Annotated in this window: 22 protein-coding genes and 1 pseudogene; all 23 read left to right on the forward strand. The window is 71.4% G+C overall.

Annotated features, from left to right (window positions below; all coding sequences use genetic code 11):
• Nucleotides 1-14 precede the first annotated feature (14 nt).
• The 23 genes and pseudogenes from fliF (at nucleotide 15) to ACFJIT_RS13015 (ending at nucleotide 24,251) form a co-directional block, all read left to right on the forward strand.
• The gene (gene fliF, locus ACFJIT_RS12905) at nucleotides 15-1,730 is read left to right on the forward strand and encodes a flagellar basal-body MS-ring/collar protein FliF (RefSeq protein WP_379653826.1); all 1,716 of its coding nucleotides are present in this window, start codon (nucleotides 15-17) and stop codon (nucleotides 1,728-1,730) included.
• Between the two features lie 13 nt (nucleotides 1,731-1,743).
• Entirely contained in the window at nucleotides 1,744-2,727 is a 984-nt protein-coding gene (fliG, locus tag ACFJIT_RS12910; protein ID WP_165394586.1) for a flagellar motor switch protein FliG, read from the forward strand.
• Nucleotides 2,727-3,338, forward strand: coding sequence for a FliH/SctL family protein (locus tag ACFJIT_RS12915; protein WP_379655776.1), 612 nt, complete (start codon nucleotides 2,727-2,729; stop codon nucleotides 3,336-3,338). Before fliG ends, ACFJIT_RS12915 begins: the two co-directional genes overlap by 1 nt.
• Nucleotides 3,335-4,738: a flagellar protein export ATPase FliI gene (fliI, locus tag ACFJIT_RS12920; protein ID WP_379653827.1), complete on the forward strand. Its 1,404-nt coding sequence runs from the start codon at nucleotides 3,335-3,337 to the stop codon at nucleotides 4,736-4,738. The genes ACFJIT_RS12915 and fliI overlap by 4 nt, the downstream gene beginning before the upstream one ends.
• Nucleotides 4,739-4,779: 41 nt before the next feature.
• Nucleotides 4,780-5,238 (forward strand): flagellar export protein FliJ, encoded by a 459-nt coding sequence (fliJ, locus tag ACFJIT_RS12925; RefSeq protein ID WP_130515559.1) that lies wholly within the window; start codon nucleotides 4,780-4,782, stop codon nucleotides 5,236-5,238.
• Nucleotides 5,235-6,824 carry a flagellar hook-length control protein FliK gene (locus ACFJIT_RS12930; RefSeq protein WP_379653828.1) on the forward strand — a complete coding sequence of 530 codons (1,590 nt, stop codon included), beginning with the start codon at nucleotides 5,235-5,237 and terminating at the stop codon, nucleotides 6,822-6,824. The genes fliJ and ACFJIT_RS12930 overlap by 4 nt, the downstream gene beginning before the upstream one ends.
• A gap of 521 nt (nucleotides 6,825-7,345) precedes the next feature.
• Entirely contained in the window at nucleotides 7,346-7,858 is a 513-nt protein-coding gene (fliL, locus tag ACFJIT_RS12935; RefSeq protein ID WP_130523213.1) for a flagellar basal body-associated protein FliL, read from the forward strand.
• Nucleotides 7,855-8,865, forward strand: coding sequence for a flagellar motor switch protein FliM (gene fliM, locus ACFJIT_RS12940; RefSeq protein ID WP_379653829.1), 1,011 nt, complete (start codon nucleotides 7,855-7,857; stop codon nucleotides 8,863-8,865). Before fliL ends, fliM begins: the two co-directional genes overlap by 4 nt.
• Nucleotides 8,862-9,191: a flagellar motor switch protein FliN gene (fliN, locus tag ACFJIT_RS12945; RefSeq protein ID WP_130515551.1), complete on the forward strand. Its 330-nt coding sequence runs from the start codon at nucleotides 8,862-8,864 to the stop codon at nucleotides 9,189-9,191. The genes fliM and fliN overlap by 4 nt, the downstream gene beginning before the upstream one ends.
• 260 nt (nucleotides 9,192-9,451) lie before the next feature.
• The gene (fliO, locus tag ACFJIT_RS12950; protein WP_379655777.1) at nucleotides 9,452-9,847 is read left to right on the forward strand and encodes a flagellar biosynthetic protein FliO; all 396 of its coding nucleotides are present in this window, start codon (nucleotides 9,452-9,454) and stop codon (nucleotides 9,845-9,847) included.
• Nucleotides 9,844-10,689 (forward strand): flagellar type III secretion system pore protein FliP, encoded by an 846-nt coding sequence (fliP, locus tag ACFJIT_RS12955; protein ID WP_379653830.1) that lies wholly within the window; start codon nucleotides 9,844-9,846, stop codon nucleotides 10,687-10,689. Before fliO ends, fliP begins: the two co-directional genes overlap by 4 nt.
• A gap of 256 nt (nucleotides 10,690-10,945) precedes the next feature.
• Nucleotides 10,946-11,215 (forward strand): flagellar biosynthetic protein FliQ, encoded by a 270-nt coding sequence (locus ACFJIT_RS12960; protein ID WP_130515545.1) that lies wholly within the window; start codon nucleotides 10,946-10,948, stop codon nucleotides 11,213-11,215.
• Nucleotides 11,216-11,234: 19 nt separating this feature from the next.
• Nucleotides 11,235-12,023, forward strand: a complete 789-nt coding sequence (gene fliR / locus ACFJIT_RS12965) for a flagellar biosynthetic protein FliR (RefSeq protein WP_130523210.1) — start codon at nucleotides 11,235-11,237, stop codon at nucleotides 12,021-12,023.
• Nucleotides 12,024-12,039: 16 nt separating this feature from the next.
• Nucleotides 12,040-13,212 (forward strand): flagellar biosynthesis protein FlhB, encoded by a 1,173-nt coding sequence (gene flhB, locus ACFJIT_RS12970; RefSeq protein ID WP_379653831.1) that lies wholly within the window; start codon nucleotides 12,040-12,042, stop codon nucleotides 13,210-13,212.
• A 35-nt stretch (nucleotides 13,213-13,247) separates the two neighbouring features.
• Nucleotides 13,248-15,293, forward strand: a complete 2,046-nt coding sequence (gene flhA / locus ACFJIT_RS12975; RefSeq protein WP_379655778.1) for a flagellar biosynthesis protein FlhA — start codon at nucleotides 13,248-13,250, stop codon at nucleotides 15,291-15,293.
• 276 nt (nucleotides 15,294-15,569) lie between these two features.
• Nucleotides 15,570-17,084: pseudogene (flhF, locus tag ACFJIT_RS12980) on the forward strand (flagellar biosynthesis protein FlhF); the annotation flags it as partial.
• 77 nt (nucleotides 17,085-17,161) lie between these two features.
• Entirely contained in the window at nucleotides 17,162-18,010 is an 849-nt protein-coding gene (locus ACFJIT_RS12985; protein ID WP_379653832.1) for a MinD/ParA family protein, read from the forward strand.
• Nucleotides 18,007-18,756: an RNA polymerase sigma factor FliA gene (locus tag ACFJIT_RS12990; RefSeq protein ID WP_379653833.1), complete on the forward strand. Its 750-nt coding sequence runs from the start codon at nucleotides 18,007-18,009 to the stop codon at nucleotides 18,754-18,756. Before ACFJIT_RS12985 ends, ACFJIT_RS12990 begins: the two co-directional genes overlap by 4 nt.
• Nucleotides 18,757-19,479: 723 nt before the next feature.
• On the forward strand, nucleotides 19,480-20,223 hold the full coding sequence (locus tag ACFJIT_RS12995; protein ID WP_130515533.1) for a flagellar motor protein: 744 nt from the start codon (nucleotides 19,480-19,482) through the stop codon (nucleotides 20,221-20,223).
• Between the two features lie 22 nt (nucleotides 20,224-20,245).
• Nucleotides 20,246-21,214 (forward strand): flagellar motor protein MotD, encoded by a 969-nt coding sequence (gene motD / locus ACFJIT_RS13000; RefSeq protein ID WP_130515531.1) that lies wholly within the window; start codon nucleotides 20,246-20,248, stop codon nucleotides 21,212-21,214.
• Nucleotides 21,214-21,993, forward strand: a complete 780-nt coding sequence (locus tag ACFJIT_RS13005; protein ID WP_130515529.1) for a ParA family protein — start codon at nucleotides 21,214-21,216, stop codon at nucleotides 21,991-21,993. The genes motD and ACFJIT_RS13005 overlap by 1 nt, the downstream gene beginning before the upstream one ends.
• Complete coding sequence (locus tag ACFJIT_RS13010) at nucleotides 21,990-23,426, forward strand: bifunctional diguanylate cyclase/phosphodiesterase (protein ID WP_337054212.1); 1,437 nt, start codon at nucleotides 21,990-21,992, stop codon at nucleotides 23,424-23,426. The genes ACFJIT_RS13005 and ACFJIT_RS13010 overlap by 4 nt, the downstream gene beginning before the upstream one ends.
• A 162-nt stretch (nucleotides 23,427-23,588) precedes the next feature.
• Nucleotides 23,589-24,251, forward strand: coding sequence for a sensor histidine kinase (locus ACFJIT_RS13015; RefSeq protein WP_286576633.1), 663 nt, complete (start codon nucleotides 23,589-23,591; stop codon nucleotides 24,249-24,251).
• Nucleotides 24,252-24,331: the final 80 nt, after the last annotated feature.

Below are 24,331 nucleotides of genomic sequence, written 5' to 3' on the forward strand. Positions count from 1 at the left end.
GGCCCCAGACACCCATGAGCGCCACCGCCCTTCCCAAAGCCGCCAATGCGCTGCGCGACCTCGGTCGCTTCCAGGACATTCCGGTGGTCCGCCAGCTGGCGGTGTTCATCCTGGCCGCGGCGGCCATCGCGCTGGGGCTGTGGCTGTTCTTCTGGACGCAGAAGCCGGATTACGTGGCCGTGCAGGCCGGGCTGGACGCCAAGTCCACCGCGCAGGCCTCCGAGGCGCTGCGCGGCGCGCAGATCCCGTTCAAGCTCGACGCGGCCACCGGCGCGCTGACCGTGCCGGCCGACCAGGCCGGCGCGGCGCGCATGACCATGGCCAGCGCCGGCATCACCAGCAGCGGTCCGGCCGGGTTCGAGTCGCTGCAGGGCGACCAGGGCTTCGGCACCAGCCAGTTCGTGGAGAACGCGCGCTACCAGCACGCCATGGAGATCGAGCTGGCCCGCACCATCGCCCAGCTGCGCCCGGTGCGCGAGGCGCGCGTGCACCTGGCCATGCCCAAGCCCTCGGCCTTCACCCGCCAGAACGAGCCGGCCAGCGCCTCGGTGGTGCTGCAGCTGGGCGCCGGACAGACCCTGGAGCAGAACCAGATCGACGCGATCGAGCGCCTGGTCGCCTCGTCGGTGCCCGACCTGTCGCCCGAGCACGTGACCGTGGTCGACCAGTTCGGCCGCCTGCTCTCGCAGGACGATCCGGACAGCGCCGAGGCGGTCAACGCCAAGCAGTTCGAACAGCAGCGTCGCCAGGAAGCCCTGTACGTCCAGCGCATCGAGGAACTGCTGGCGCCGATGACCGGCCCGGGCCGGGTCAGCGCCAAGGTCAGCGTGGACATGGACTTCGCCCAGACCGAGCAGGCCAGCGAGACCTACGGCCCGCAGCCGGCGATCGTGCGCAGCGAGCAGCTGAGCGAGTCGGGCAACCTGTCGGCCTCCAACGCCAATGCCCAGGGCGTCCCGGGCAGCGCCAGCAACACGCCCAACGCCAACAATACGGCCGCGCCCGCCAACGGCGCCAACCCGGCCAACGGCGCCGCGCCGCAGCAGGCCAATGCCAATGCGGGCAACAACCAGGGCACGCGCAGCACGGTGCGCAACTACGAGATCGACCGCACCCTGACCCACACCCGCCAGGCGACCCCGCGCATCCGCCGCGTCACCGCCGCGGTGCTGGTGGACAACGTGCCGGCCGGCAGCGCCAGCGCCGGCAAGCCGGCCGCCACCCGCGCGCTCAACGACGGCGAACTCAAGCGCATCGAGACGCTGGTGCAGCAGGCCATCGGCTACGACCAGCAGCGCGGCGACGTGGTCTCGGTGGTCAACGCCCCGTTCGCCCCGGCCGCGGTGGAGACGCCGCAGGACGCGCTGCCGCTGTGGCAGGACCCGCGTGCGCTCAACATCGCGCGCATGGTGCTGGGCGGGCTGGCGGTGCTGGGGCTGATCTTCTTCGTGCTGCGCCCGGCCTTCCGCGCGATGCTGTCCCCGCGTGTGGCCGTCGGCAATGCGCTGGTGCCCGCCGGCGTTGGCGGCCAGGTCATGCCCACGGTCACCGCCGAGATGGTCGACGACGACGAGGTGCCGGTGAAGCTCTCGCCGGCCTATTCGCCCAAGCCGGTACTGCCGCCGGGGCCGGGCTTCGAGCAGAAGCTGCAGACCGCACGCGAGGTGGCCAGCACCGATCCCAAGCGCGTGGCCCAGGTCGTGCGCGAGATGGTGAACTCCGATGGCTGATCAGGATGCGCCGCTGACCGGCACCCAGCGCGCGGCCGTGGTGCTGCTGTCGCTGGGCGAGGCCCAGGCCGCCGAGGTGCTCAAGCACATGGAGGCCAAGGAAGTGCAGAAGCTCGGCGTGGCCATGGCCAGCGTCGGCGATATCCCGCATTCGCTGGTGCAGCAGGTGATCGCCCGGTTCGTCGACACCCTGGAGCAGCCGGCCAAGATCGGCGACGGCGCCGACGAGTACGTGCGCGCGGTGCTGATGCAGGCCCTGGGCGAGGAGCGCGCCAGCGGCCTGATCGACCGCATCCTGTCCGGGCGCAACACGCCGGGCCTGGAAGCGCTGAAGTGGATGGAGCCCAAGGCCATCGCCCAGCTGGTGCGCAACGAGCACCCGCAGATCATCGCCATCGTCATGGCGCATCTGGAAGGCGACCAGGCCGCCGAGGTGCTCAAGCACATCCCGGCCGAGCTGCACGGCGATCTGCTGGTGCGCATCGCCACGCTGGACGGTATCCCGCCGCATGCGCTGGCCGAACTCAACGATGTCATGGCGCGCCAGTTCAGCGGCAGCCAGGGCAAGCCCTCGGCCATCGGCGGGGCCAAGGTGGCCGCCAACATCCTCAACTTCGTCGAGGCCGGCCAGGACGAGTCTCTGCTCAAGGCCATCGCCGCGGTCGACGACGGGCTGGGCACCGAGATCCGCGATCTGATGTTCGTGTTCGACAACCTGGCCAATCTGGACGACCGCACCATGCAGGCGATCCTGCGCGAGGTCTCCACCGACAAGCTGGCCCTGGCCATGCGCGGCGCCGATGTGCGCGTGCGCGAGAAGATCACCAAGAACATGTCCCAGCGCGCCGCCGAGATCCTGCTCGACGACATGGAGGCCCGCGGCCCGGTGCGCCTGGCCGAAGTGGAGGCCGCGCAGAAGGACATCCTGGACCAGGTGCGCAAGATGGCCGAGGCCGGTGACATCTCCATCAGCACCCGCAGCGAGGCGCTGGTGTGATCGACGCCTTCGCCCCGGCCGCCGACGCGGTGCGCTGGACGGCCCCGGGCCTGGGCCCGCGCCGCGATGCGCCCGAACTGCCCAAGCCGCCGACCGCCGCGCAGATCGACCAGATCCGCAGCGACGCCCAGGCCGAAGGCCACGCCGCCGGCTACGCGGCGGGGCTGGCCGCGGGCCAGGCCGAGATCCAGCGCCGCATCGAACAGATCCAGGCCGTGCTGGACGGCTTCACCCGGCCGCTGGCGCGCCTGGATGGCGAGGTGGCCGACGCGCTGGCCGACCTGGCCACGCGCATCGCCGGCGTGCTGGTCGGCCGCGCCTATGCCGCCGATCCCAGCCTGCTGGCCGACCTGGTGCGCGAGGCGATCGACGCGGTCGGCAGCGGCAGCCGCGAACTGGAACTGCGCCTGCACCCGGACGACTTCGGCGTGCTGGCCCCGCATCTGGCGGGCCTGAGCGGCGTGCGCCTGACCGCCGATGCCGGCCTGGGCCGCGGCGAGCTGCGCCTCAACAGCGAGGGCGTGCGCATCGACGGCACGCTTCATGCACGGCTGCAATCGGTGCTGGAGGCCACCCTGGCTTCCGGCGAAGGACATGCGCCCGCGCCATGAACGCCCTGCCCCACGACGCCGTGACCGATGGCCTGCAAGGCGCCCGCAATCTGCGCCTGGCGCAGCGGCTGCGCCAGGCCGATCCGGCCAACGAATCGATGGGCCTGGTGCGCGAGGGCGTGCTGCGCCGCGCGGTGGGCCTGACCCTGGAAGCCTCCGGCTGCAGCGCGCCGATGGGCTCGCGCTGCCGCGTGGCCACCTCGGGCGGGCGCTGGGTCGATGCCGAGGTGGTCGGCTTCTCCGGCGAGCGCACCTTCCTGATGCCGACCGGCGACCTGCAGGGCCTGCTGCCCAATGCGCGCGTCATCGCCACCCGCACCAAGGGCGAGGTCGCGGTGGGCGAAGGCCTGCTGGGCCGGGTGATCGACAACGACGGCGCGCCGCTGGACGGCAAGGGCCCGATCCGCGCCGAAGGCTACGTCGCCCTGGCCGGCGTGCCGATCAATCCGCTCTCGCGCCAGCCGATCGTCGAATCGCTCGATGTCGGCGTGCGCGCCATCAACGCCATGCTGCCCATCGGCCGCGGCCAGCGCGTGGGCCTGTTCGCGGGCTCGGGCGTGGGCAAGTCGACGCTGCTGGGCATGATGACCCGCTACACCTCGGCCGATGTCATCGTCGTGGGCCTGATCGGCGAACGCGGCCGCGAAGTGCGCGATTTCGTCGAGGCCACCCTCGGTGAGGAAGGCCTGCGCCGCGCGGTCGTGGTCGCCGCGCCGGCCGACCGACCGCCGCTGGCGCGCCTGCACGGCGCGTTGCGTGCCACGGCGATCGCCGAGTGGTATCGCGACCAGGGCCTGCACGTGCTGCTGCTGATGGATTCGCTGACCCGCTTCGCCCAGGCCCAGCGCGAGATCGGCCTGTCGGTGGGCGAGCCGCCGACCACGCGCGGCTATCCGCCCAGCGTGTTCGCCAAGCTGCCCGCGCTGGTCGAGCGCGCCGGCATGGGCGCCGACGGGCGCGGCTCGATCACCGCCTTCTACACCGTGCTGACCGAGGGCGACGACCAGCAGGAGCCGATCGCCGATGCCTCGCGCGCGATCCTGGACGGCCACATCGTGCTGACCCGCCGCATCGCCGACGCCGGCCAGTACCCGGCCGTCGACATCGAGCAGTCGGTCAGCCGCGTGATGCAGGACATCACCGACGCGCCGTGGCGCGAGCACATCCGCAAGCTCAAGCGCCTGATGGCCGCCTACTCGGCGCAGCGCGACCTGATCGCCATCGGCGCCTACCAGCGCGGCAGCGATCCCAACGTCGACGAGGCGATGGCGCGCTGGCCGGCGATCCAGAACTTCCTCGGCCAGGACGTGCGCGAAGCCTCCGACGTGCAGGCCAGCCGCCAGTCGCTGCATCGCCTGCTGGACGACACGCCCGGCCAGCCCTTCCCGCTCAAGCAGTAACCGCTGCTCCCCCCTCGCAATCCACGTAAGAGAACGCCCCCATGCGCTCACAACGCCTCGAACCGCTGATCAAGGTGACCCAGCAGCGCCAGGACGACGCCGCCCGCGCGGTGGCCGAGCGCGAGCGCGTCGTGCACGAACAACAGGAGCGCCTGGACGCGCTGCGCCGCTACGCCGAGGAGTACGCCGCCTCGCCGGCCAACGCCACCATGTCGCCGGCGCTGCTGGTCAACCGCGTCGCCTTCCGCGAACGGCTCAATGCCGCGGTCGTGCAGCAGGCCGGCATCGTCAGCCAGAGCCAGCAGGTCACCGACGTCGAACGCGCGCGTCTGCTGCTGGCCAGCCGCGAGACCCTGGTGCTGGAGAAACTCGCCGACAGCTACCGCGCCCAGGAGGCGCAGGTGCAGCAGTCCAAGGCCCAGCGCGAGCTGGACGAGATCGGCAACCGCGGCGTCGCCGCGCGGGCCGCCGCGCTGCAGGCCGAAGGAGAAGGCGCGTGATCGCCGGGGGCGCAGCGTTCTTGAGCGGCCCGGGCCTGGCCTCGCCGGGTGCGTCGGCCGCACCGGCCGCCTCGACGGCGACGGCCGGCGACGGCCGCAGCTATGCCGACTTCGCCGCCAGCGCGGCCACTGCGGCGACCGGAAGCGCCACGCCGGCGGCCGGTGCCAGCGCTGCGGCGCAGAGCGCCCCCGCCAATGCCACCTCTTCGCAGCCCGCCAACGCCAGCGCCGCTGCCGCGCCGGCGGCGGGCAGCGCCACGCCGCCTGCCGGCGGGAGCGACACCATGCAGCCCAGCCCATCCAATGCCACGCTTCCGCTGCCTGCCGCCAATGCCGGCACCGCCGGGCTTGCGGCCGCGGCGCACCAGATGCGCCGCGGCGCGGACCCCGAAGCGGCCGTCCCCGATGCCACGCAGTCTATGCAGGCCGCGCTGACGCCCCAGATCGCAGACAGCGTCCCGGCGGCGCTGACCACGTCCGCGACCACCAGCAAGGACGACACCCAGGCCGCGCCCGTGTCGTCGAGCGATCCGCAGCAGCTGCTCGCCCTGCTGGCGGGCAGCCTGGCCATCACCGCGCCGGTCACGCCGGCGGCCAACGCGTCCACGCTGCCGGCGGCGGACGCCAGCGTCACCGGCGCGGCCAAGGCCGTGAATCCGGCGCTGCTCGCCGGCAATGCCGTCGGCGCCAACGCTGCGTCCGCTGCGGCTGCGACCGCTCCTGCGCCCGCGCCCACCGGCGACGCCCAGCCATCGCTCGCCACCGGCGTCGCGTTCACCGCGCCGGCCCAGCCGCTGACCGACGCAGCGACGCTGCCGACGGCGGATCGCAGTGCCAGCAGCGCCACCAATGGCGCGACCGCCGCGCTGATCGCCGGCAATGCCGCCGGCGCCCTGCAGCAGTCGCCAGGCCGCGTCTCGACCGGTGCGCTGGCGGCCCTGCTCGATCCCAAGGCCACCGCCACTGCCGCGCCGGCCGACGCGCTGAAGCTGGCGGTCGGCGCCGCGCTGGAGCGCGAGGGCGCCAACGGCTTCGCGCTGCCGGACAGCAAGGACGACAGGTCCGACGCGCTGAGCTTCGGCGGCCTGGTCCAGGGCACGCCGAGCCTGGACCGCCCGCTCACCGCCAATGCCGTGACCGCCACGCCGATGAGCATGCCGGCGCAGCTGGACGAGGGCTTCGACGACAGCTTCGGTACGCGCATCGCGTGGATGGCCGAGCAGAAGCTGGGCCACGCCGAGATCCGCCTCAACCCGGAGCACGGCGGCCCGATCGACGTGCGCATCCAGCTGGACGGCACCCAGGTCAATGCCGCCTTCCACAGCGCCAACGCCGATGTGCGCCAGGCCCTGGAAGCCAGCCTGCCGCGCCTGCGCGACCTGCTCGGCCAGCAGGGCCTGCAGCTGGGCAACGCCGACATCGGCCAGCGCCAGCAGTCCGGCCAGCAGCAGGATCAGGGCGCCGCACCGCGCTCGCAGGGGCAGTCCTTCGGTAGCGATGCGTTCGGCAATGGGCGCGCGACCGCGCAGGCCTCGGTCGCCCCTGTGACTGTACGTAGCCGCGGCCTGCTCGACGAGTACGCCTGATCGCTGCGCGCTCTCATCACCATGACGCCGGCAGAGGACAGCCGCGGCTCCCGTCGAGACGGGAGGCCAGCGCCTTGACCCTTCGCGTGTAAAGCCACTGGGTTCCCGCCTTCGCGGGAACGACGGCAGGGAGGTTTTGCTAGTGGTGACGATAGGGAGGCTAGCTGCTAGGTGCGGCGTGCGCCTTGAAGCCACCTGCTCGCCGAAAGCCAATCCCACTCCGCGCGATGAACTCAAAGCCCGTCATCCCCGCGAACGCGGGGATCCAGGGACGTCCGTGCAGGTCGAGCAACGTCCATGGGTTCCCGCCTTCGCGGGAACGACGGTAGACGTTTCCTGGGGGCGCAAGGCGCCTCGGCGCCGGTGGATCGTTGAGCGTAAGCCCATGGCCGCGACGGAATTCCGCCGCCAACAAGGCGCATCGGACGTTCCCCGCGGGCTCACCCAGGCATCGGACGCACGGCACGCCGCTTGCATCACGCGGGGCAGTCTCCCCTTTCGTCGATACCGGAGTGGTTCCCGTGGCTTCCAAACCCGCAGCAGCGGCCGATGCGCCCAAGAAGAAGAGCAAGCTGCCCCTGATCCTCGGCGCCGTGGTGCTGCTCGGCGGCGGCATGGCGGGCGGCTGGTTCATCCAGCAGCGCGCCGGCGGCGGCCACGCCGCAGCGGAAGGCGCGCCGGCGGGCGAACACGGCGCGAGCGCCAAGGCCAAGGCCGGCGCGACCTACTTCGCGCTGGACCCGGCCTTCGTGGTCAATCTGGCCGATACCGACGCCACGCGCTATCTGCAGGCCGACGTGCAGGTGATGACGCGCGATCCGGAAACGCTCAAGGCGCTGCAGGACCAGGCGCCGGCGATCCGCAACCGCCTGCTGCTGCTGTTCGGCCAGCAGACCGCCGCCGGCCTGGCCCAGCGCAGCGGCAAGGAGCGCCTGCAGGAAGCCGCCCTGGTCGAGGTCAAGAAGGTCCTGGCGGGCGAAGGCGGTCCCAACAAGCCCGAAGCGGTCCTGTTCACCAGCCTGGTCGTGCAGTGATGAGCAACGAACTGCTGTCCCAGGACGAGATCGACGCGCTGCTGTACGGCGTGGACAGCGGCGCGGTCGGCACCGGCCAGGCCGCCGCGCCCGGCGAGGTGCGCCTGTACGACTTCAAGCAGGCCGGCCGCGCGATCCGCAACCGCCTGCCCGGGCTGGACGCGCTCAACGAGCGCTTCGTGCGCAACTTCAGGACCGGGCTGTTCAACCTGCTGCGCCGCGCGCCGGAGCTGACCTACCGCGGCACCGACGTGCTGCGCTTCGATGAGTACGCCAATGCGCTGCCGATGCCGGCCAGCGTCACCCGCGTGCACATGGCCCCGCTCAAGGGCACCGCGCTGGTGGTGTACGAACCGCGCCTGGTCTTCAGCACCGTGGAGAACTTCTTCGGCGGCGCCGGGCGCCTGCCCACGCGCATCGACAACCGCGAGTTCACCCCGACCGAGCAGCGCGTGATCCAGCTGATGCTCAAGCAGACCCTGGCCGACCTGGCCGAGGCCTGGACGCCGCTGGCGCCGGTGGCGCTGTCGGTGCTGCCGCCCGATCCCAACCTGGCCACCGCCGACCTGATGGACGGCCGCGACTACATCGCGGTCAGCCGCTTCTCGGTGGCGCTGGAGGGCGGCGGCGGCGATCTGCACCTGGCCATGCCCTACAAGATGCTCGAGCCGGTGCGCGAACAGCTGGAGGTCTCGAGCAAGCGGCCCAAGGCCGAGGCCGACGCCGGCTGGTCGCGCGCGCTGCGCGCCGGCCTGCAGGACGCCGACCTGGAGCTGAGCCTGTCCATCGCCCACCGCCAGATCAGCCTGCGCGATCTCTCGCGCCTGCGCGTGGGCGACATCATCCCCATCGAGCTGGCACGCCCCGTGCATCTGGAAGTCGAGCGCACGCCGATGTTCGCCGGCGAGTTCGGCGTCCACAACGGCTTCAACGCCTTCAAGGTCACGCAGGTGCAGTTCCCGCGCGTGCCCTCCTCCAACGATTCCCCCGAGTCCGACTTCCTATGAGCACCGATCCCGCCGCGCCCGCCGCCTTCGATTCCCTCACCGCCGAACCCGGCGCTGTGGCGGGCGATCTGAACCTGGACGTCATCCTGGACGTGCCGGTGCAGCTGTCGCTGGAAGTCGGCCGCACCCGCATCCCGATCCGCAACCTGCTGCAGCTCACCGCCGGTTCGGTGGTCGAGCTCGAACGCGCCGCCGGCGAGCCGATGGACGTCTACGTCAACGGCACGCTCATCGCCCAGGGCGAGGTGGTGGTGGTCAACGACCGCTTCGGCGTGCGCCTGACCGACGTGGTCAGCCCGGCCGAACGCATCAAGAGGCTCAAGTGAACACGGCGGCGTCCGCATCGGCGTCGCGGGCGGCGCCGGACGCGGTCGTCGCCCCCGCCGACACGCTGCCGGCCACCGCCACCGCCAGTCCGCAGAGCGACGGCCATGCGCCGGCGAGCACGGCACCGGCCGCGGCCACCGGCGTCCCGGCCTCCGCCGCGCCGGCGACGACCGATCAGGCGTCCGCCGCCGCGCTGCCGACCAATGTCGAGGCCGAGGCCGCAGCCGCGTCCACGGCGCAGCCGGCCAAACAGTTCACCGTGCCGGGCCGTCCGGCCGCGCAGGCCACCACCACCCAGCTCGGCGCGCCGGTCGGCGCCCCGGCCAGCGGGACCGGAGCCGGCAGCATCGGCGGCGCGGTGCTCGCCCTGGTGCTGGTGGTCGGCCTGATCCTGCTGCTGGGCTGGCTGGCCAAGCGCATGCCCGGCATCGGCGGCGCCAGCAATCCGGCGCTGAAGGTGGTCGGTTCGCTGTCGCTGAGCCCGCGCGAGCGCGTGGTGGTCGTGGCGGTTGGCGACACCCAGCTGGTGCTGGGCACCGGCGCCGGCGGCACGCGCGTGCTGCACCAGCTCGACACCCCGCTGCCGCTTCCCCAACACAAAGCGCCGCCTGCCTTCGCCCAGGTGCTGGCGCAGCACTTCGGTAAGAAATCATGAGCCTGTCGCGTTCGCGCCTGATGCCGCTGCTGGCGGTGCTGCTGCTCGGCCTTGGCCTGGCCCTGGCCGGCAGCGCCCTGGCCCAGCAGGCCGCTCCCCCGGCCGCCCCGGCGCAGGCCGCCGGTGCGCCGCAGAACAACCTGCCCAGCGTCACCGACCTGGCCGGCCAGCCGCTGCCGCAGGTCAACGTCGGCCAGGTCGGCGGCGAGAAGGTCAGCATGCCGCTGCAGGTGCTGCTGCTGATGACCAGCATCACGCTGCTGCCGGCGGCGCTGCTGGGCATGACCGCCTTCACCCGCGTGATCATCGTGCTGGGCCTGCTGCGCCAGGCACTGGGCACTGGCCAGACGCCGTCCAACCAGGTATTGCTGGCGCTGGCGCTGTTCCTGACCTTCATGATCATGACGCCGGTGTTCGACGCGTCCTGGACCCACGGCATCGCGCCGTACCTGGACAAGACGATGGACTTCAAGTCGGCCTGGAGCGCGGCGATCGAACCGTTCCGCGGCTTCATGCTGGCCCAGGTGCGGCAGAACGACCTGATGACCTTCGCCAACCTCTCGCACACCGGGCCGTACGCCAACCCGCAGGACGTGCCGTTCGGCGTGCTGGCCGCTTCGTTCCTGACCAGCGAGCTGAAAACCGCGTTCGAGATCGCCTTCCTGATCTACATCCCGTTCGTGATCATCGACCTGGTGGTGGCCAGCGTCTTGATGTCGATGGGCATGATGATGCTCTCGCCGATGCTGATCTCCGCCCCGTTCAAGATCCTGCTGTTCGTGCTGGTCGACGGCTGGGTGCTGGTGGTGGGATCGCTGGCGTCGAGCTTCAATCCGTTTTGATGGGGTTGGTTGGCTAGCGAGCTGCGATCCATCTGGCTGTTTAGGGCCATTGGTCTCCAGCTCGCCTTCGTTCTGGAGTTCGAGCTCCGGCTCTTCTGACGGGTCCCTGCGAAGCGCGCCCCCTCCCGCTAGCCGCGATGTCGAGCTCCCCTTCGCTTTGCGAAAATGGCAAAGCCTCCCCTCCAGGCACGCGCCTTGCAGCCTTGCCGGCATTCGCCGGAAACCCGGCGCCCGACGCGCTTCGCCCGATACGGCCATGACCCCCGAAACCGCCCTCACCGAAATCTCCCGCGGCCTGGAAATCGCCCTGGTCCTGGGCGCGCCGCCGCTGCTGATGGTGCTGGTAGTCGGCGTGGTGGTGGGCATCGTGCAGGCGGCCACGCAGATCAACGAGGCCACCATCGCCTTCGTGGTCAAGGCGCTGGCGCTGGTGGCCACGCTGGCGATCGCCGGCAACTTCCTGCTGGGGCGCCTGACCGCCTTCACCATCGACCTGTTCCACCGCATCCCGCAGCTGATCGGCTGAAGCCTCAAGGCGCGCGACGATGGATGCCGTCACCCTGACCACATCCACCGGCGTGGACCTGTTCGGCCTGCTGGCCACGGTGCTGTGGCATGGGCTGCGCATCGGCGCGGCGTTCCAGGTGCTGCCGGTGATCGGCGGGCGCACGCTGCCGGCGCGGGTGCGCCTGATCCTGGTGGTGGCGCTGTCGGCCACGCTGTCCACCGTGCTCCCCGCCGCGCCGCCGCTGGCGATCGATTCGGCCACGGTGCTGGGCGTGCTGCGCGAGTTCACCGTGGGCCTCGCCATCGGCCTGGTGCTGCGCCTGGCCTTCGAGGCCGGGCAGCTGGCCGGCGAACTGGTGTCTCAGGGCATGGGCCTGTCGTTTGCGACCATGGCCGACCCGCTGTCCGGCGCGTCCTCGCCGGTGCTCTCGCAGTGGTTCTTCCTGGTGTTCTCGCTGCTGTTCTTCAGCTTCGACGGGCACCTGGCGCTGATCAACCTGCTGGCCGGCAGCTATGCCAGCCTGCCCATCGGCGCGGCCCTGCCCGATCCGCATGCGGTGCTGTCGGCGGTGCCGGACTTCTTCGGCGCCGCGCTGCGCGCCGGGGTGCTGCTGGCGCTGCCGGTGATCATGGCGCTGCTGGCGGTGAACATCGCCTTCGGCGTGCTCTCGCGCGCCGCCCAGCAGCTCAACCCCATGCAGATCGGCCTGCCGGTCTCGCTGCTGGTCGGCCTGGTGCTGCTGATGCTGCTGGCACGCCAGCTGCAGGCCCCGGTGCAGGCGCTGTTCGACCAGGCCTTCGCCGCCGCCCGCGCGATCACGGGCTGACCAGGAGCGCAGGACGATGAGCGAAGACCAGGAAGACCGCACCGAATTACCCACCGAAAAACGCCTGCGCGAGGCCCGCGAGAAGGGCAACGTGCCACGCTCGCGCGAGCTGGCCAACGTGGCGGTGCTGGGCTGTGCGGTCATCGCGCTCAAAGCCAGCGCCGGCCACATCGGCGCGGTCAGCCGCGACTGGATGCGCGGCGCGCTGCAACTGGACCGGGCCATGCTCGACGCGCCCGAGCGCCTGCTGCCGCACGCCGCCGCGCTGGCCGTGGCGCTGTTCAAGCCGATGCTGCCGCTGCTGGCCGCCGCGCTGGCGGCCTGCCTGATCGCACCGGCGATCATGGGCAGCCTGCGTTTCACCAGCCAGGCGCTCAAGCCGGATTTCAGCCGGCTCAATCCGATGACCGGCCTCGGCCGCATGTGGGGCAAGGAGAGCCTGGCCGAGCTGCTGCGCTCGCTGCTGCGCGTGGGCCTGATCGGCGGCATCGGCACCTGGATGGTCTACCGCGCCTTCAAGGCGCTGCTGGGCATGCCGCAGGCCTCGCTGGAGCAGTCGGTGGCCGGCGGCGTGCAGATGGCCATGTCCACTTTGCTGGCGATGATCGGCGCGCTGGGCGCGCTGGCCCTGCTGGACGTGCCCTGGCAGCACTACCAGCACCGCGCGCGGCTGAAGATGACCAAGCAGGAGATCAAGGACGAGTTCAAGGAGGCCGAGGGCAACCAGGAGGTCAAGGCGCGCGTGCGCCAGGTCGCCATGCAGATGTCCAAGCGCCGGATGATGGAGGCGGTGCCCACCGCCGATGTGATCCTGATGAACCCCACCCACTACGCGGTGGCGCTCAAATACAAGGCCGACGCCGGCATGCGCGCGCCGGTGGTGGTGGCCAAGGGCGTGGACGAGACCGCCCTGGCCATCCGCGAACTGGCCCAGGCCCACCGCATCGCCGTGGTCGAGGCGCCGCCGCTGGCACGCGCCTTGTACAGACAGGCCCAGGTCGATCAGGAAATCCCGGTGAAGCTCTACGCCGCCGTTGCCCAAGTGCTGTCTTACGTCTACCAGCTGCGCGCCTGGGCGCCGGGCCGTGGCCCGATGCCGGCGCTGGCGCCGCTCGACGCCGGCCCCGAGGGCGCGGTGGATTACGACCCCCATGCCGCCGAGGCCATCGCCAAGGAACCGTCACCGTGAGTGCGCAGCAAGGTCGGTTCTCCGTCGATGGGCTGATGGGCGCGGTGCGCTCGGGCGCGGCCGCGCCGCTGGTGGTGGTGGCCATGCTGGCCATGGTCATCGTGCCGCTGGCGCCGTTCGTGCTGGACGGGCTGTTCACCATCAACATCGCCCTGTCGCTGGTGGTGCTGCTGGCGGTGGTCTACGTGCGCCGCCCGCTGGAGTTCTCGATCTTCCCCAGCGTACTGCTGCTGGTCACCCTGCTGCGCCTGGCGCTGAACGTCGCCTCCACCCGCGTGGTGCTGCTGCACGGCCACAAGGGCCCGGGCGCGGCCGGCCATGTGATCGAGTCCTTCGGCCAGTTCGTGATCGGCGGCAGCTTCGCGGTGGGCATCGTGGTGTTCGCGATCCTGACCATCGTCAACTTCGTGGTGGTGACCAAGGGCGCCGGGCGCATCTCCGAGGTGTCGGCGCGCTTCATCCTCGACGCCCTGCCCGGCAAGCAGATGGCCATCGACGCCGACCTCAACGCCGGCCTGCTGACCCGCGAGGAGGCCAAGGCCCGCCGCCAGGAAGTGCGCGAGGAGGCCGACTTCTACGGCTCGATGGACGGCGCCAGCAAGTTCGTGCGCGGCGACGCCATCGCCGGCATCCTGATCCTGGCGATCAACATCGTCGGCGGCCTGCTGATCGGCGTGCTCCAGCACGACATGTCCTTCGCCGACGCGCTGCGCACCTACACCCTGCTGGCCATCGGCGACGGCCTGGTCGCCCAGCTGCCGGCGCTGCTGATCGCCACCGCCGTGGCGATGCTGGTGACCCGCTCCACCGGCGAGCAGGACATGGGCGCGACGGTGTCCAAGCAGGTCTTCGGCCATCAGCGCGCGCTGACCATCGCCGCGCTGCTGCTGGGCCTGATCGGCATCATCCCGGGCATGCCCAACGTGCCGTTCCTGATCCTGGCGGCGGTGCTGGGCTATGCGGCCTGGCAGCTGCACAAGCGGCGCCTGGCCGCGCCGCATGAAGACGCCGCGGCCGCGGCGGCCGCCGCCAGCACGCCGGCTGGCAATGCCGAGCTGAGCTGGGACGAGATCCGCCCGGTCGAGCCGCTGGCCCTGGAAGTGGGCTACAAGCTGATCGCGCTGGTGGACAAGAACCAGGGCGGCGAACTGCTGGCGCGCCTGAAGGGCGTGCGCCGCAAGCTGACCCAGGACCTGGGCTTCCTGATTCCCGCCGTGCACGTGCGCGACAACCTGGAGCTGGCCCCGGGCCAGTACCGCGTGCTGGTCCACGGCGTGCCGCTGGCCACCGGCGACATCCATCCCGACCGCGAGCTGGCGCTGGACCCGGGCCGCGTGTTCGGCGCGCTGGACGGCATCCCCGGCAAGGACCCGGCCTTCGGCCTGGATTCGACCTGGATCCTGCCCGCCCAGCGCGCGCATGCCGAATCGCTGGGCTATACCGTGGTCGACGCGGCCACCGTGGTGGCCACGCACCTGTCGCACCTGATCCGCGAGCGCGCCGCCGAACTGCTGGGCCTGGAAGAGGTGCAGCAGCTGCTGGCCACGCTGGGCCGCGGCGGCAACGCCAAGCTGGTCGAGGACCTCACGCCCAAGCTGCTGCCGCTGTCGGTGGTGGCCAAGGTGCTGCAGTCCCTGCTGGCCGACAAGGTGCCGCTGCGCCAGATCCGCCAGATCGTCGAGACCCTGCTCGAGCACGCCGTCCACACCCAGGATCCGGCGCAGCTGACCGCCGCAGTGCGCGTGGCGCTGGGCCGCTTCATCGTGCAGGAACTCAACGGCATGGCCGACGAACTGCCGGTGTTCACCCTGGCCCCGCAACTGGAGCGGGTGATGCAGGACTCGGTCAGCGGCCAGGGCGGCGCCCTGGAACCCGGCCTGGCCGAGCGCATCCACCAGAACCTGAGCCAGTGCGTGACCCAGCAGGAGAGCAAGGGCGAACCGGCCGTGCTGCTGGTCCCCGGCAACGTGCGCGCCGCCATCGCCCGCCTGGTCCGCCACAGCGTGCCTTCGCTGTCGGTGCTGGCCTATTCGGAAGTGCCGGAGGACAAGCGGTTGAGGCTGGTGGGGGCGGTGGGTTGAAGCCGGGAATGGGGAATCGGGAATCGGGAATCGTTGACGAGCTCGTGACCTGCTTCTTGCCTAGCAGGGCGTGAGCAAAGCCTCCGCCGCCAAGCGCAAGGCTTTTATCCCATTCCCCATTCCCCATTCCCCATTCCCCATTCCCCATTCCCCATTCCCCATTCCCCATTCCCCATTCCCCATTCCCCATTCCCGGCCCCACCCGCGGCACAACTCCTGCATGAGTCCAACCAAGCGTGATGCCGGAGGGCCGGCAGCGCAGGAGACCACCGCCCGATGAACATCAAGAGTTTCGTTGCCAGCGACATGCGCACCGCGCTGCGGATGATCCGCGACGCGCAGGGGCCGGACGCGGTGATCCTGTCCAGCCGGCCGGTGGCCGGCGGCATCGAAGTGGTCTCGGCCACCGAGTACGACCAGGCCGCGCTGGCCCGCGCCATGCGCGCGGCGGGCGCCGACCCGGCCGATGCCAGCCCGGCCGCGCTGTCGGCGCTGGCCCAGCAGCAGCTGCCCGCCGGGATCCCGGCATCCGTCGGAATCCCGGCGCAGCCGGTCGCCGCCGCCCAGCCGATCGCCGCGCCGCCGCCGCCGAGCGCGCAGCCCGATCCGGCCGCCGCCTTCGCCGCGGTCATGGACAAGGCCCGCCCCGCAACGCATGGCGCCGACTCGCTGCTGGCACGCGCCCGCGCGCGCCTGCTCGGCCAGCCCGCCGAACCGGCGCCGGCCGCCGAGCCCGCCCAGGCCCACGTCGCCGCACCCGAAGCCGCCGCCCAGGTCGACGTGCAGGATTTCGCCGCCGCCCTGCGCGCGCGCCTTGCCGAAAGCGAGGCCCAGGCCACCGTCACCCTGGACATGACCCGCCCCGCGCAGCCGATCACCGCAGCGCCGGCGGCCGAGGCCGCCGCCCCGATCATCGAAGCCCCGACCGAAACCGCCCGCCCCGCCCTGGCGCTGGTGCCCGGCATCGAGACCGACCCGGCCATCGTCGCCATGCGCGAGGAGATGGCCCGCATGCGCGCACTGATGGAGGCGCAGATGGAGCAGCTCTCGCTCGAACGCCTGCGCGGCTCGCCAGCGCGCGCGGCCGCCTTCGACGCCCTGACCGGCTACGGCTGCGAGCAGGCCCTGGCCCAGGCCGTGGCCCTGCGCGTGGACCCGTCCCTGCCGCTGGCCGAGGTCAGCGCGGCGATGCTGGCCGAACTGGCCGACAGCCTCAGCATCTGCGCCAGCGAGACCATCGACGAGGGCGGCGTGATCGCCCTGGTCGGCCCCACCGGCGCCGGCAAGACCACCACCGCGGCCAAGCTGGCCGCGCGCTTCGCCGCCCGCCACCGCGCCCGTGACGTGGCCCTGATCACCACCGACTGCGAGCGCCCCGGCGCCCACGAACAGCTGCAGGCCTACGGCCGCAAGCTCGGCATCACCGTGTGCGAGGCGCGCGGCATCGGTGGCCTGCAGCTGGCGCTGGAGCAGCTGGCCGACTATCCGCTGGTGCTGGTGGACACCACCGGCTACGCGCCGACCGACCGCGCGCTGTTCAACCAGATCCTGTGGCTGCGCGCGACCACCAAGGTGCGCAGCCTGCTGGTGCTGCCGGCCAACGGCCACGCCCAGGACATGGGCGAGGTCATCCGCCGCTACCGCCCGGCCGCGCCGGAAGGCCTGATCCTGACCAAGCTGGACGAGACCGGCTACCTGGGCAGCGCCCTGTCGGTGGCCGCGCGCACCGCCATGCCCATCGCCTACACCACCAACGGCCAGCGCATCGACAGTGACATCGACGCCGCCGACGCCCTGGCCATCGCCCGAGGCGATGGAAAGCGCGCGCCGCAGCAGCGATGTGGCCACCCACGGCATCGAGACCCGCCATGCAGTCGCCTGATCCCCGCGCCCCGCGCATTCCCCGCGTCATCGCCGTGGCCAGCGGCAAGGGCGGCGTGGGCAAGACCACGACCTCGATCAACCTGGCCGCGGCCATGGTCAACGCCGGCCAGCGCACGCTGCTGCTGGATACCGACCTGGGCTTGGCCAACGCCGATGTGATGCTGGGCCTGTCCCCGCGCTTCACGCTGGCCGATGTGTTCGCCGGCAAGTGCACGCTGGCCGACACGCTGCTGGAAGGCCCGGGTGGCCTGCTGGTGGTGCCGGCCGCCTCGGGCAAGCAGCACATGGCCCAGCTGACGCCGGCCGAGCACACCGGCCTGATCCACGCCTTCTCCGAGCTGGACGTGCCGCTGGACGTGATGGTGATCGACAACGCCGCCGGCATCGCCGATGGCGTGCTGACCTTCTGCCAGGCCGCGCACGACGTGGTGGTGGTGGTTTGCGACGAACCGGCCTCGATGACCGATGCCTACGCGCTGATCAAGGTGCTGGGCCGCGACCGCGGCGTGCGCCGGGTGCACGTGCTGGCCAATCAGGTCGGCGATGCGACCGAGGGCCCGGCGCTGTTCGCCAAGCTCGAACGCGTGGTCGGCCGCTTCCTGGACATCACCCTGAACTATCTCGGCGCGGTGCCGCGCGATGAATGGCTGCGCCGCGCGGTGCAGCGCCAGGAGGCCGTCGTGGACGCCTTCCCCTCGGCGCCCTCGGCCATCGCCTTCCGCGACTTGGCCCGCCGCGCGCGCCAGTGGCAGCAGCCCACCGCCCCGCGCGGCCATGTCGAATTCTTCCTCGAACGCCTGGTCGGCCAGTCCGTCCAAGGGAACCCGGCATGAACCTCATGGCCGCCGCCCACTACCGCGCCCACCAGCAGGGCTCGCCCGCCGAGATCGTCGAGCGCCACGGCGAACTGGTGCGCCGCATCGCCCACCACCTGGCCGCGCGCCTGCCGGCCAGCGTGGAGATCGACGACCTGATCCAGGCCGGCATGCTGGGCCTGATCGACGCGGCCCGGAACTACCAGAACGACCAGGGCGCCACCTTCGAGACCTACGCCTCCATCCGCATCCGCGGGGCGATGATCGACGAGATGCGCCGTGGCGACTGGACCCCGCGCTCGGTGCACCGCAGCTACCGCGAGATGGTGTCCGCCGTGCGCCAGGTCGAGCAGGCCACCGGCCGCGCCGCCACCGCCGCGCAGGTGGCGGCGGTCATGCAGATTCCGCTGGACGAGTACCACCACCTGGTCGAGGACGCCGCCCGCGGCCAGCTCACCAGCCTGGACGCGCACATCGCCGAACACGACGGCGAGGCGCGCCTGGCCGGCGCCGACAGCGCCACCCCGGCGCGGGCGTTCGAGCAGACCGCCTTCCGCGATGCCCTGGCCGAGGCCATCGCCGGCCTGCCCGAGCGCGAGGCGATGGTGCTCTCGCTGTACTACGAGCAGGAGCTCAACCTGCGCGAGATCGGCGCGGTGCTGTCGGTCAGCGAATCGCGCGTCTGCCAGATCCACGGCCAGGCCGTGATCCGCCTGCGCGCCCGCCTGGGCGAATGGAAGCGCGAGCCGGCGGAGATCGACTGAGGGTATCTGTTTGGCGGGCAGCTGAAAGCCGAAGAGCTAGAAGCTGAAAAGCTCAAAGCTGAAGAGCTAGAGAGCTGAAGAGCACCCCCTCCCAACCTCCCCCTTCGCTACGCGAAAGGGGAGGGGCCGATCGCCTGGTGGGACCCGCCACGGCGGCTCCCACTTGTAGAGCGGAGCTTGCTCCGCTGGGGCTTTCCCCACGAACCGAACCAAGAGCAGCGGAGCGAGCTCCGCTCTACAGACGGGCGGCCGCTAGATTTGAGAGACAGTTGCTCCCACGACAGCAAGGCGCTCCCAGCAAAGCCCGAAGCCGGCTCCTGCCTTTCGCGGCAGCGATAGCCTCAGCCATTTGAAAGGCCGCGCGCGGTCTGCCCCCTCCCATTGGCCGCAGGCCAAGGGGAGCTCGAAGTCGCGGCTAGCGACTGAGGGGGAGGGGTGCTCTTCGCGGGGAGCCTGAAGATCCCCGCCTCCCAACTCCCCTCGCTGCGCAAAGGGACGGCACGGATTCCAGCCACATCGAGAAACCGCGCACTGCATCACGCCGCGACAGTGATCCATCGCGGAGCCGCGCCATGAGCCTGGCGCGTATCTTGCAACACAGGGTCAGCCGCAACGCATCCCAGGTGCATGAGGCGCGCGCATCGCGCGCGCCTCATCCGGCCTGTCGCGCCGCGTGCGAAAAACCTCTCTTCAGGAATCCGGCGCGCGGCCGTCATACAGATCATGGACAAGCTCAGCCTCGTTGGTGCCATTCTCGCGCTGGTCGCGCTGCTGCTCGGCAGCGTGCTCAAGGGCGCCGGCATCGAAAGCCTGTGGTCGCCGGCCGCGTTCGTGATCGTGGTCATCGGCACCTTCGCCTCGATCATGCTGCAGACCCATATGTCCACCTTCCTGCTGGCCTTCAAGCTGGTCAAATGGGTGTTCATGCCGCCCGCGCAGGACCGCGCCGGCGTGCTGGCCAAGATCGTCGAGTGGTCCAACACCGCGCGCAAGCAGGGCCTGCTCGGCCTGGAGGCGCAGGTCAAGGAGCAGGACGACGCCTTCATCAAGAAGGGCCTGCAGATGGTGGTCGACGGCATCGAGCCCGAGTCGATCCGCAACGTGCTGGAGACCGACATGCACCACCAGCAGACCCGCGACACCGCCGCGGCCAAGGTGTTCGAGGGCATGGGCATCTACGCGCCCACGCTGGGCATCATCGGCGCGGTGCTGGGCCTGATCGCGGTGATGAAGAACCTGGCCGACCCGTCCAAGCTGGGCCACGGCATCGGCGCGGCGTTCACCGCCACCATCTACGGCATCGGCATGGCCAATCTGATGTTCTTGCCGGTGGCGGCCAAGCTCAAGGCGCTGATCGCCGAACAGAACGAATCCCGTGAGATGATCCTCGAGGGCCTGATCGCCATCGCGCAGGGCGAAAACCCGCGCAACATCGAATCCCGACTGTCGGTCTACGTGGCGCACTAGAACACAAGGACGACCTCCCCCCATGGCGCGCAAGCACCAGCACGAAGACCACGTCAACCATGAGGCCTGGGCGATCCCCATGGGCGACCTCATGACGTTGCTGCTGGCCTTCTTCGTGGTGATGTACGCGATCTCCTCGGTCAACGAGGGCAAGTTCCGCGCGGTGTCCGACGCGCTCAACGCCGAGTTCGGCGGCCCGCCGCGCTCGGTCTCGCCGGTGCAGCTGGGCAAGCACCAGCTGCTGGGCTCCTCCTTCGACCGTCCCTCGCTGGCGACCTCGGCCGCGCGCATCGGCCCGGCTCCGGCCAGCCAGCTGATGCAGGCCAAGATGCGTCAGGCGCTGGACGCGCCGCGCTATGGCCAGTCCACCGTCGGCATGACGCCCACCGCGTTCGACGCCACCGCCAGCCAGGGCCCGGGCATCGGCGGCGGCCAACTGGGCGCGGTCGGCGAGAACATCCAGGCCGTGCTCTCCGACCTGGTGGCCAAGCACCAGGTCACCGTGCGCCGCGGCGAGAACTATCTGGAAGTGGAGATCCAGAGCGACATCCTGTTCCCCAGCGGCGTGGCCACGCCCAGCCCGGTGGCCGCCTCGACCGTGCAGCGCGTGGCCGAGGTGCTGCGCGACGTGCCCAACGCGGTGCGCGTGGAGGGCTATACCGACGATCAGCCCATCGCCACGGCGCAGTTCGCCTCCAACTGGGAGCTGTCGGCCGCGCGCGCGGCCAGCGTGGTCCACGTGCTGACCCAGACCGGCGTGTCGCCGGCGCGGCTGGCGGTGGTGGGCTACGGGCAGTTCCAGCCGGTCGCCGACAACGCCACCGCACAGGGCCGCAACGCCAACCGCCGCGTGGTGCTGGTGATCCTGGCCACGCCCAACGGCGGCCGCCCGCGAGGCCCGGACTCGGTCAGCCCCGACACGCTCCAGCCGCAGCCGTCCACGCCGGTGGCCGTCACCCCGCTGCCCGCCAACGTGGAGGCCGCCGGTTGATGAAGACCTGGGCGATCGCCAACCAGAAAGGCGGCGTGGGCAAGACCACGACCACGCTGTGCCTGGCGCGCTGCCTGGCGCAGGCCGGCCGCCAGGTGCTGATCGTGGACATGGACCCGCATGCCTCGATGACGCGGGCGTTCAACGTGCCGCGCCATCCGGTGCCCAGCGGCACGCACGAGCTGTTCGCCCACGGCGCGCCCGGCGCGGATACGCTGGCGCGCACCACGCCCATCGAGGGTCTGCGCCTGCTCGCCGCGCAGCCGGCGCTGGCCACGCTGGAGCGCCGCAGCGCCAGCCAGCCGGGCCTGGGCATGGCGCTGCAGCGTGCCCTGTCCGGCGTGGCCGACCTCTACGATGAGGTCCTGCTGGACTGCCCGCCCACGCTGGGCCTGTTGATGGTCAACGCCCTGGCCGCCGCCGACGCGCTGATCGTTCCCACCCAGACCGATCCGTTGGCCCTGCACGGCCTGACCGACATGCTGCATACCGCCGAGATGGTCGAGACCTCGCGTCGCCGGCCGCTGCCGCGCTTCGTGCTGCCCACGCTGTACGACAGCCGCACCACCCTGGGCACGCAGAGCCTGGAGCTGCTGCACGACCTGCACACCGGCCGCGTGTGGCCGCAGGCCATCCCGATGGATGCGCGCCTGCGCGATGCGCGCGCGCTGGCCTCGGCCGCGCCCATGACCGGCCCGGGCGCCGACGCCTACCGCCAGGCGCTGGCCTGGCTGCAGGCCCAGCCGCCGCTGTCCGCCACACGGAGCCAGGCCGCGTGAACCGCTCGCCCTCCGACGATCCGATCGCCGGCTACGTCGATGCCCTGCTCGACGATCCCGCGCGCGAGCGCGCGCGCACCGAAGAGGATCCGGTCACCGGCCTGCCCACGCGCAACGGCCTGCTGGTCGCGCTGGACGAACGCCGCAACCAAGGCATTCCCACGGCGGTGGCGGTGCTGGGCCTGGACAACTTCCGCTCGATCATCGTGACCCTGGGCCACGCCACCGCCGACACCGTGCTGCAGGTGGTGGCCGCGCGCCTGTTCGCGCGGCTGCCCGACGATGTCTTCCTGGCGCGGCTGGAGGGCGATGAGTTCGCGCTGTGCTTCCCCAGCGCGCGGCAGAAGCCGATGGAGGCCATGCTCAACGCGCTGCTGCTGGACCTGGCCCAGCCGTGCGAGGTCGATCTGCATCGCGTGCACCTGGATGCCTGCATCGGCGTGGCGATGGATGGCGAGGCCGAGCCGGCGCTGCCGTCCGTGCCGGCCGACGAGGTCGCCGCGGTCGACGATTCGCCCGAGCTGCCCGATGCGCTGGAGCTGGTCACCCGCGCGCAGCTGGCCATGCACCACGCCAAGCGCAGCCGCGGCCGCTCGCTGCGGCGCTTCGAACCGAGCATGCGCACCGAGGCCATCGACCGGCGACGGCTGGACCTGGAGCTGCGCCGCGCCCACCGCGACGGCGAGTTCGAACTGCATTACCAGCCGCAGATCGAGCTCAAGTCCGGCCGCGTGTCCGGCGCCGAGGCCTTGCTGCGCTGGCGCCACCCCGAGCGCGGGGTGCTGTTGCCAGCGGAGTTCATCGAAGCCCTGGCGGTCAGCGGCATCGCCACCACCGTGGGCTGGTGGGTGCTGGAACAGGCCTGCAAGGACGCGGTGAGCTGGCCGCTGATGGACGGCCGCCCGCTGGCGGTGAGCGTGAACCTGTTCCCGGTGCAGTTCGCCCACGAGGATCTGCTCAAGGAAGTCGACAACGCCCTGGCCAGCAGCGGCCTGGCGCCGGCGCGGCTGGAGCTGGAACTGACCGAGATCATCGCGCTGCGGGAAGACGGCAATGCCGCCTCCACGCTGCAGCAGCTGCGCCGGCGCGGGCTGCGCGTGGCCTACGACGACTTCGGCACCGGCTATGCCTCGCTGTCCACGCTGCATCACCTGGCCGTGGACCGGGTCAAGATCGATCGCGGCTTCGTGCGCGATGTGATGCAGGACCGCGGCGATGCGGCGATCGTGCGCTCGATCCTGCTGATCGCGCGCAACTTCGACCTGCAGGTCACCGCCGAAGGCGTGGAGACCGACACCCAGGCCGACTTCCTGCGTGCGCTGGGCTGCAACGAGGTGCAGGGCTATCTGTACTCGCCGGCGCTGCCGCGGGTGGACTTCGACGTCTGGCTGGACCGCTACCAGCGCAGCCGCGCCCTCCCGCACGATCGATAATGAGCTGCAGCCGCGTGGGCTCCGACGCCGGCGCGGCTGATCCACTTCGAGATCAAGCGCGCGACGCGCCAGCGTGCGGCTGTACCGCGCGGCTCGATTCGAGGCGTCCCTGCCGACCTCATCCTCACGTCGAAGCCCGTCGCACGCTTTAGGCTGGCGCCCATGCCCGACCCTGCCCATGACGCGGCCCACGACCCCGCCTTCCGCGACGCGCTGATCGCCGCCCAGGACGCCGAGCGCGCGCGCATCGCCCGCGAACTGCACGACGAGCTCGGCCAGTTGCTCACCTCCCTGCGCCTGAGCCTGGCCGAACTCTCCGCCACCCTGACCGTGCCGCAGCAGCAGGATCTGGCCTGCGATCTCGACGCGCTCTCGGCCCAGGCCCTGCAGGCCGTGCGCGGCATGACCCACGCCCTGCAGCCGCCGCTGCTGCAGCAGGCCGGCCTGGTCGCCGCGCTGGAGGCGATGTGCCAGCGCCACGACGCCTCGGGCGCGGTGCGCTGCACCCTGCAGGCCCCGGCCGAGCTGCCACGCCTGCCCGACGCACTGGAGCTGGCCGTGTACCGCATCGCCCAGGAGGCGCTGACCAACGCCCTGCGCCACGCCCGCGCCACGCAGATCCAGGTGAGCCTGCTGGTCCGCGCCAGCACGCTGCAGCTGACCGTGCGCGACGACGGCACCGGCTACGACGTGGGCAGCCCGGCGGGCTTCGGCCGGCGCGGCATGCATGCCCGCGCCGGACAGCACGCCGGCCAGCTGCACGAGAGCTCGGACGATGAGGGCACCTGCGTGCGCGCGACCTTCCCGCTGGGCGGGGCAGGCTGAGCGAACCGGCCCGCGTCCCCGACCAAAGGCGCGCTAACGCCGCGATTGCGATAAATAGCGTTGCTATCATGCGGGCATCG

This window comes from Pseudoxanthomonas sp. UC19_8 (assembly GCF_042700505.1).
GTDB lineage: Bacteria > Pseudomonadota > Gammaproteobacteria > Xanthomonadales > Xanthomonadaceae > Pseudoxanthomonas_A > Pseudoxanthomonas_A winnipegensis.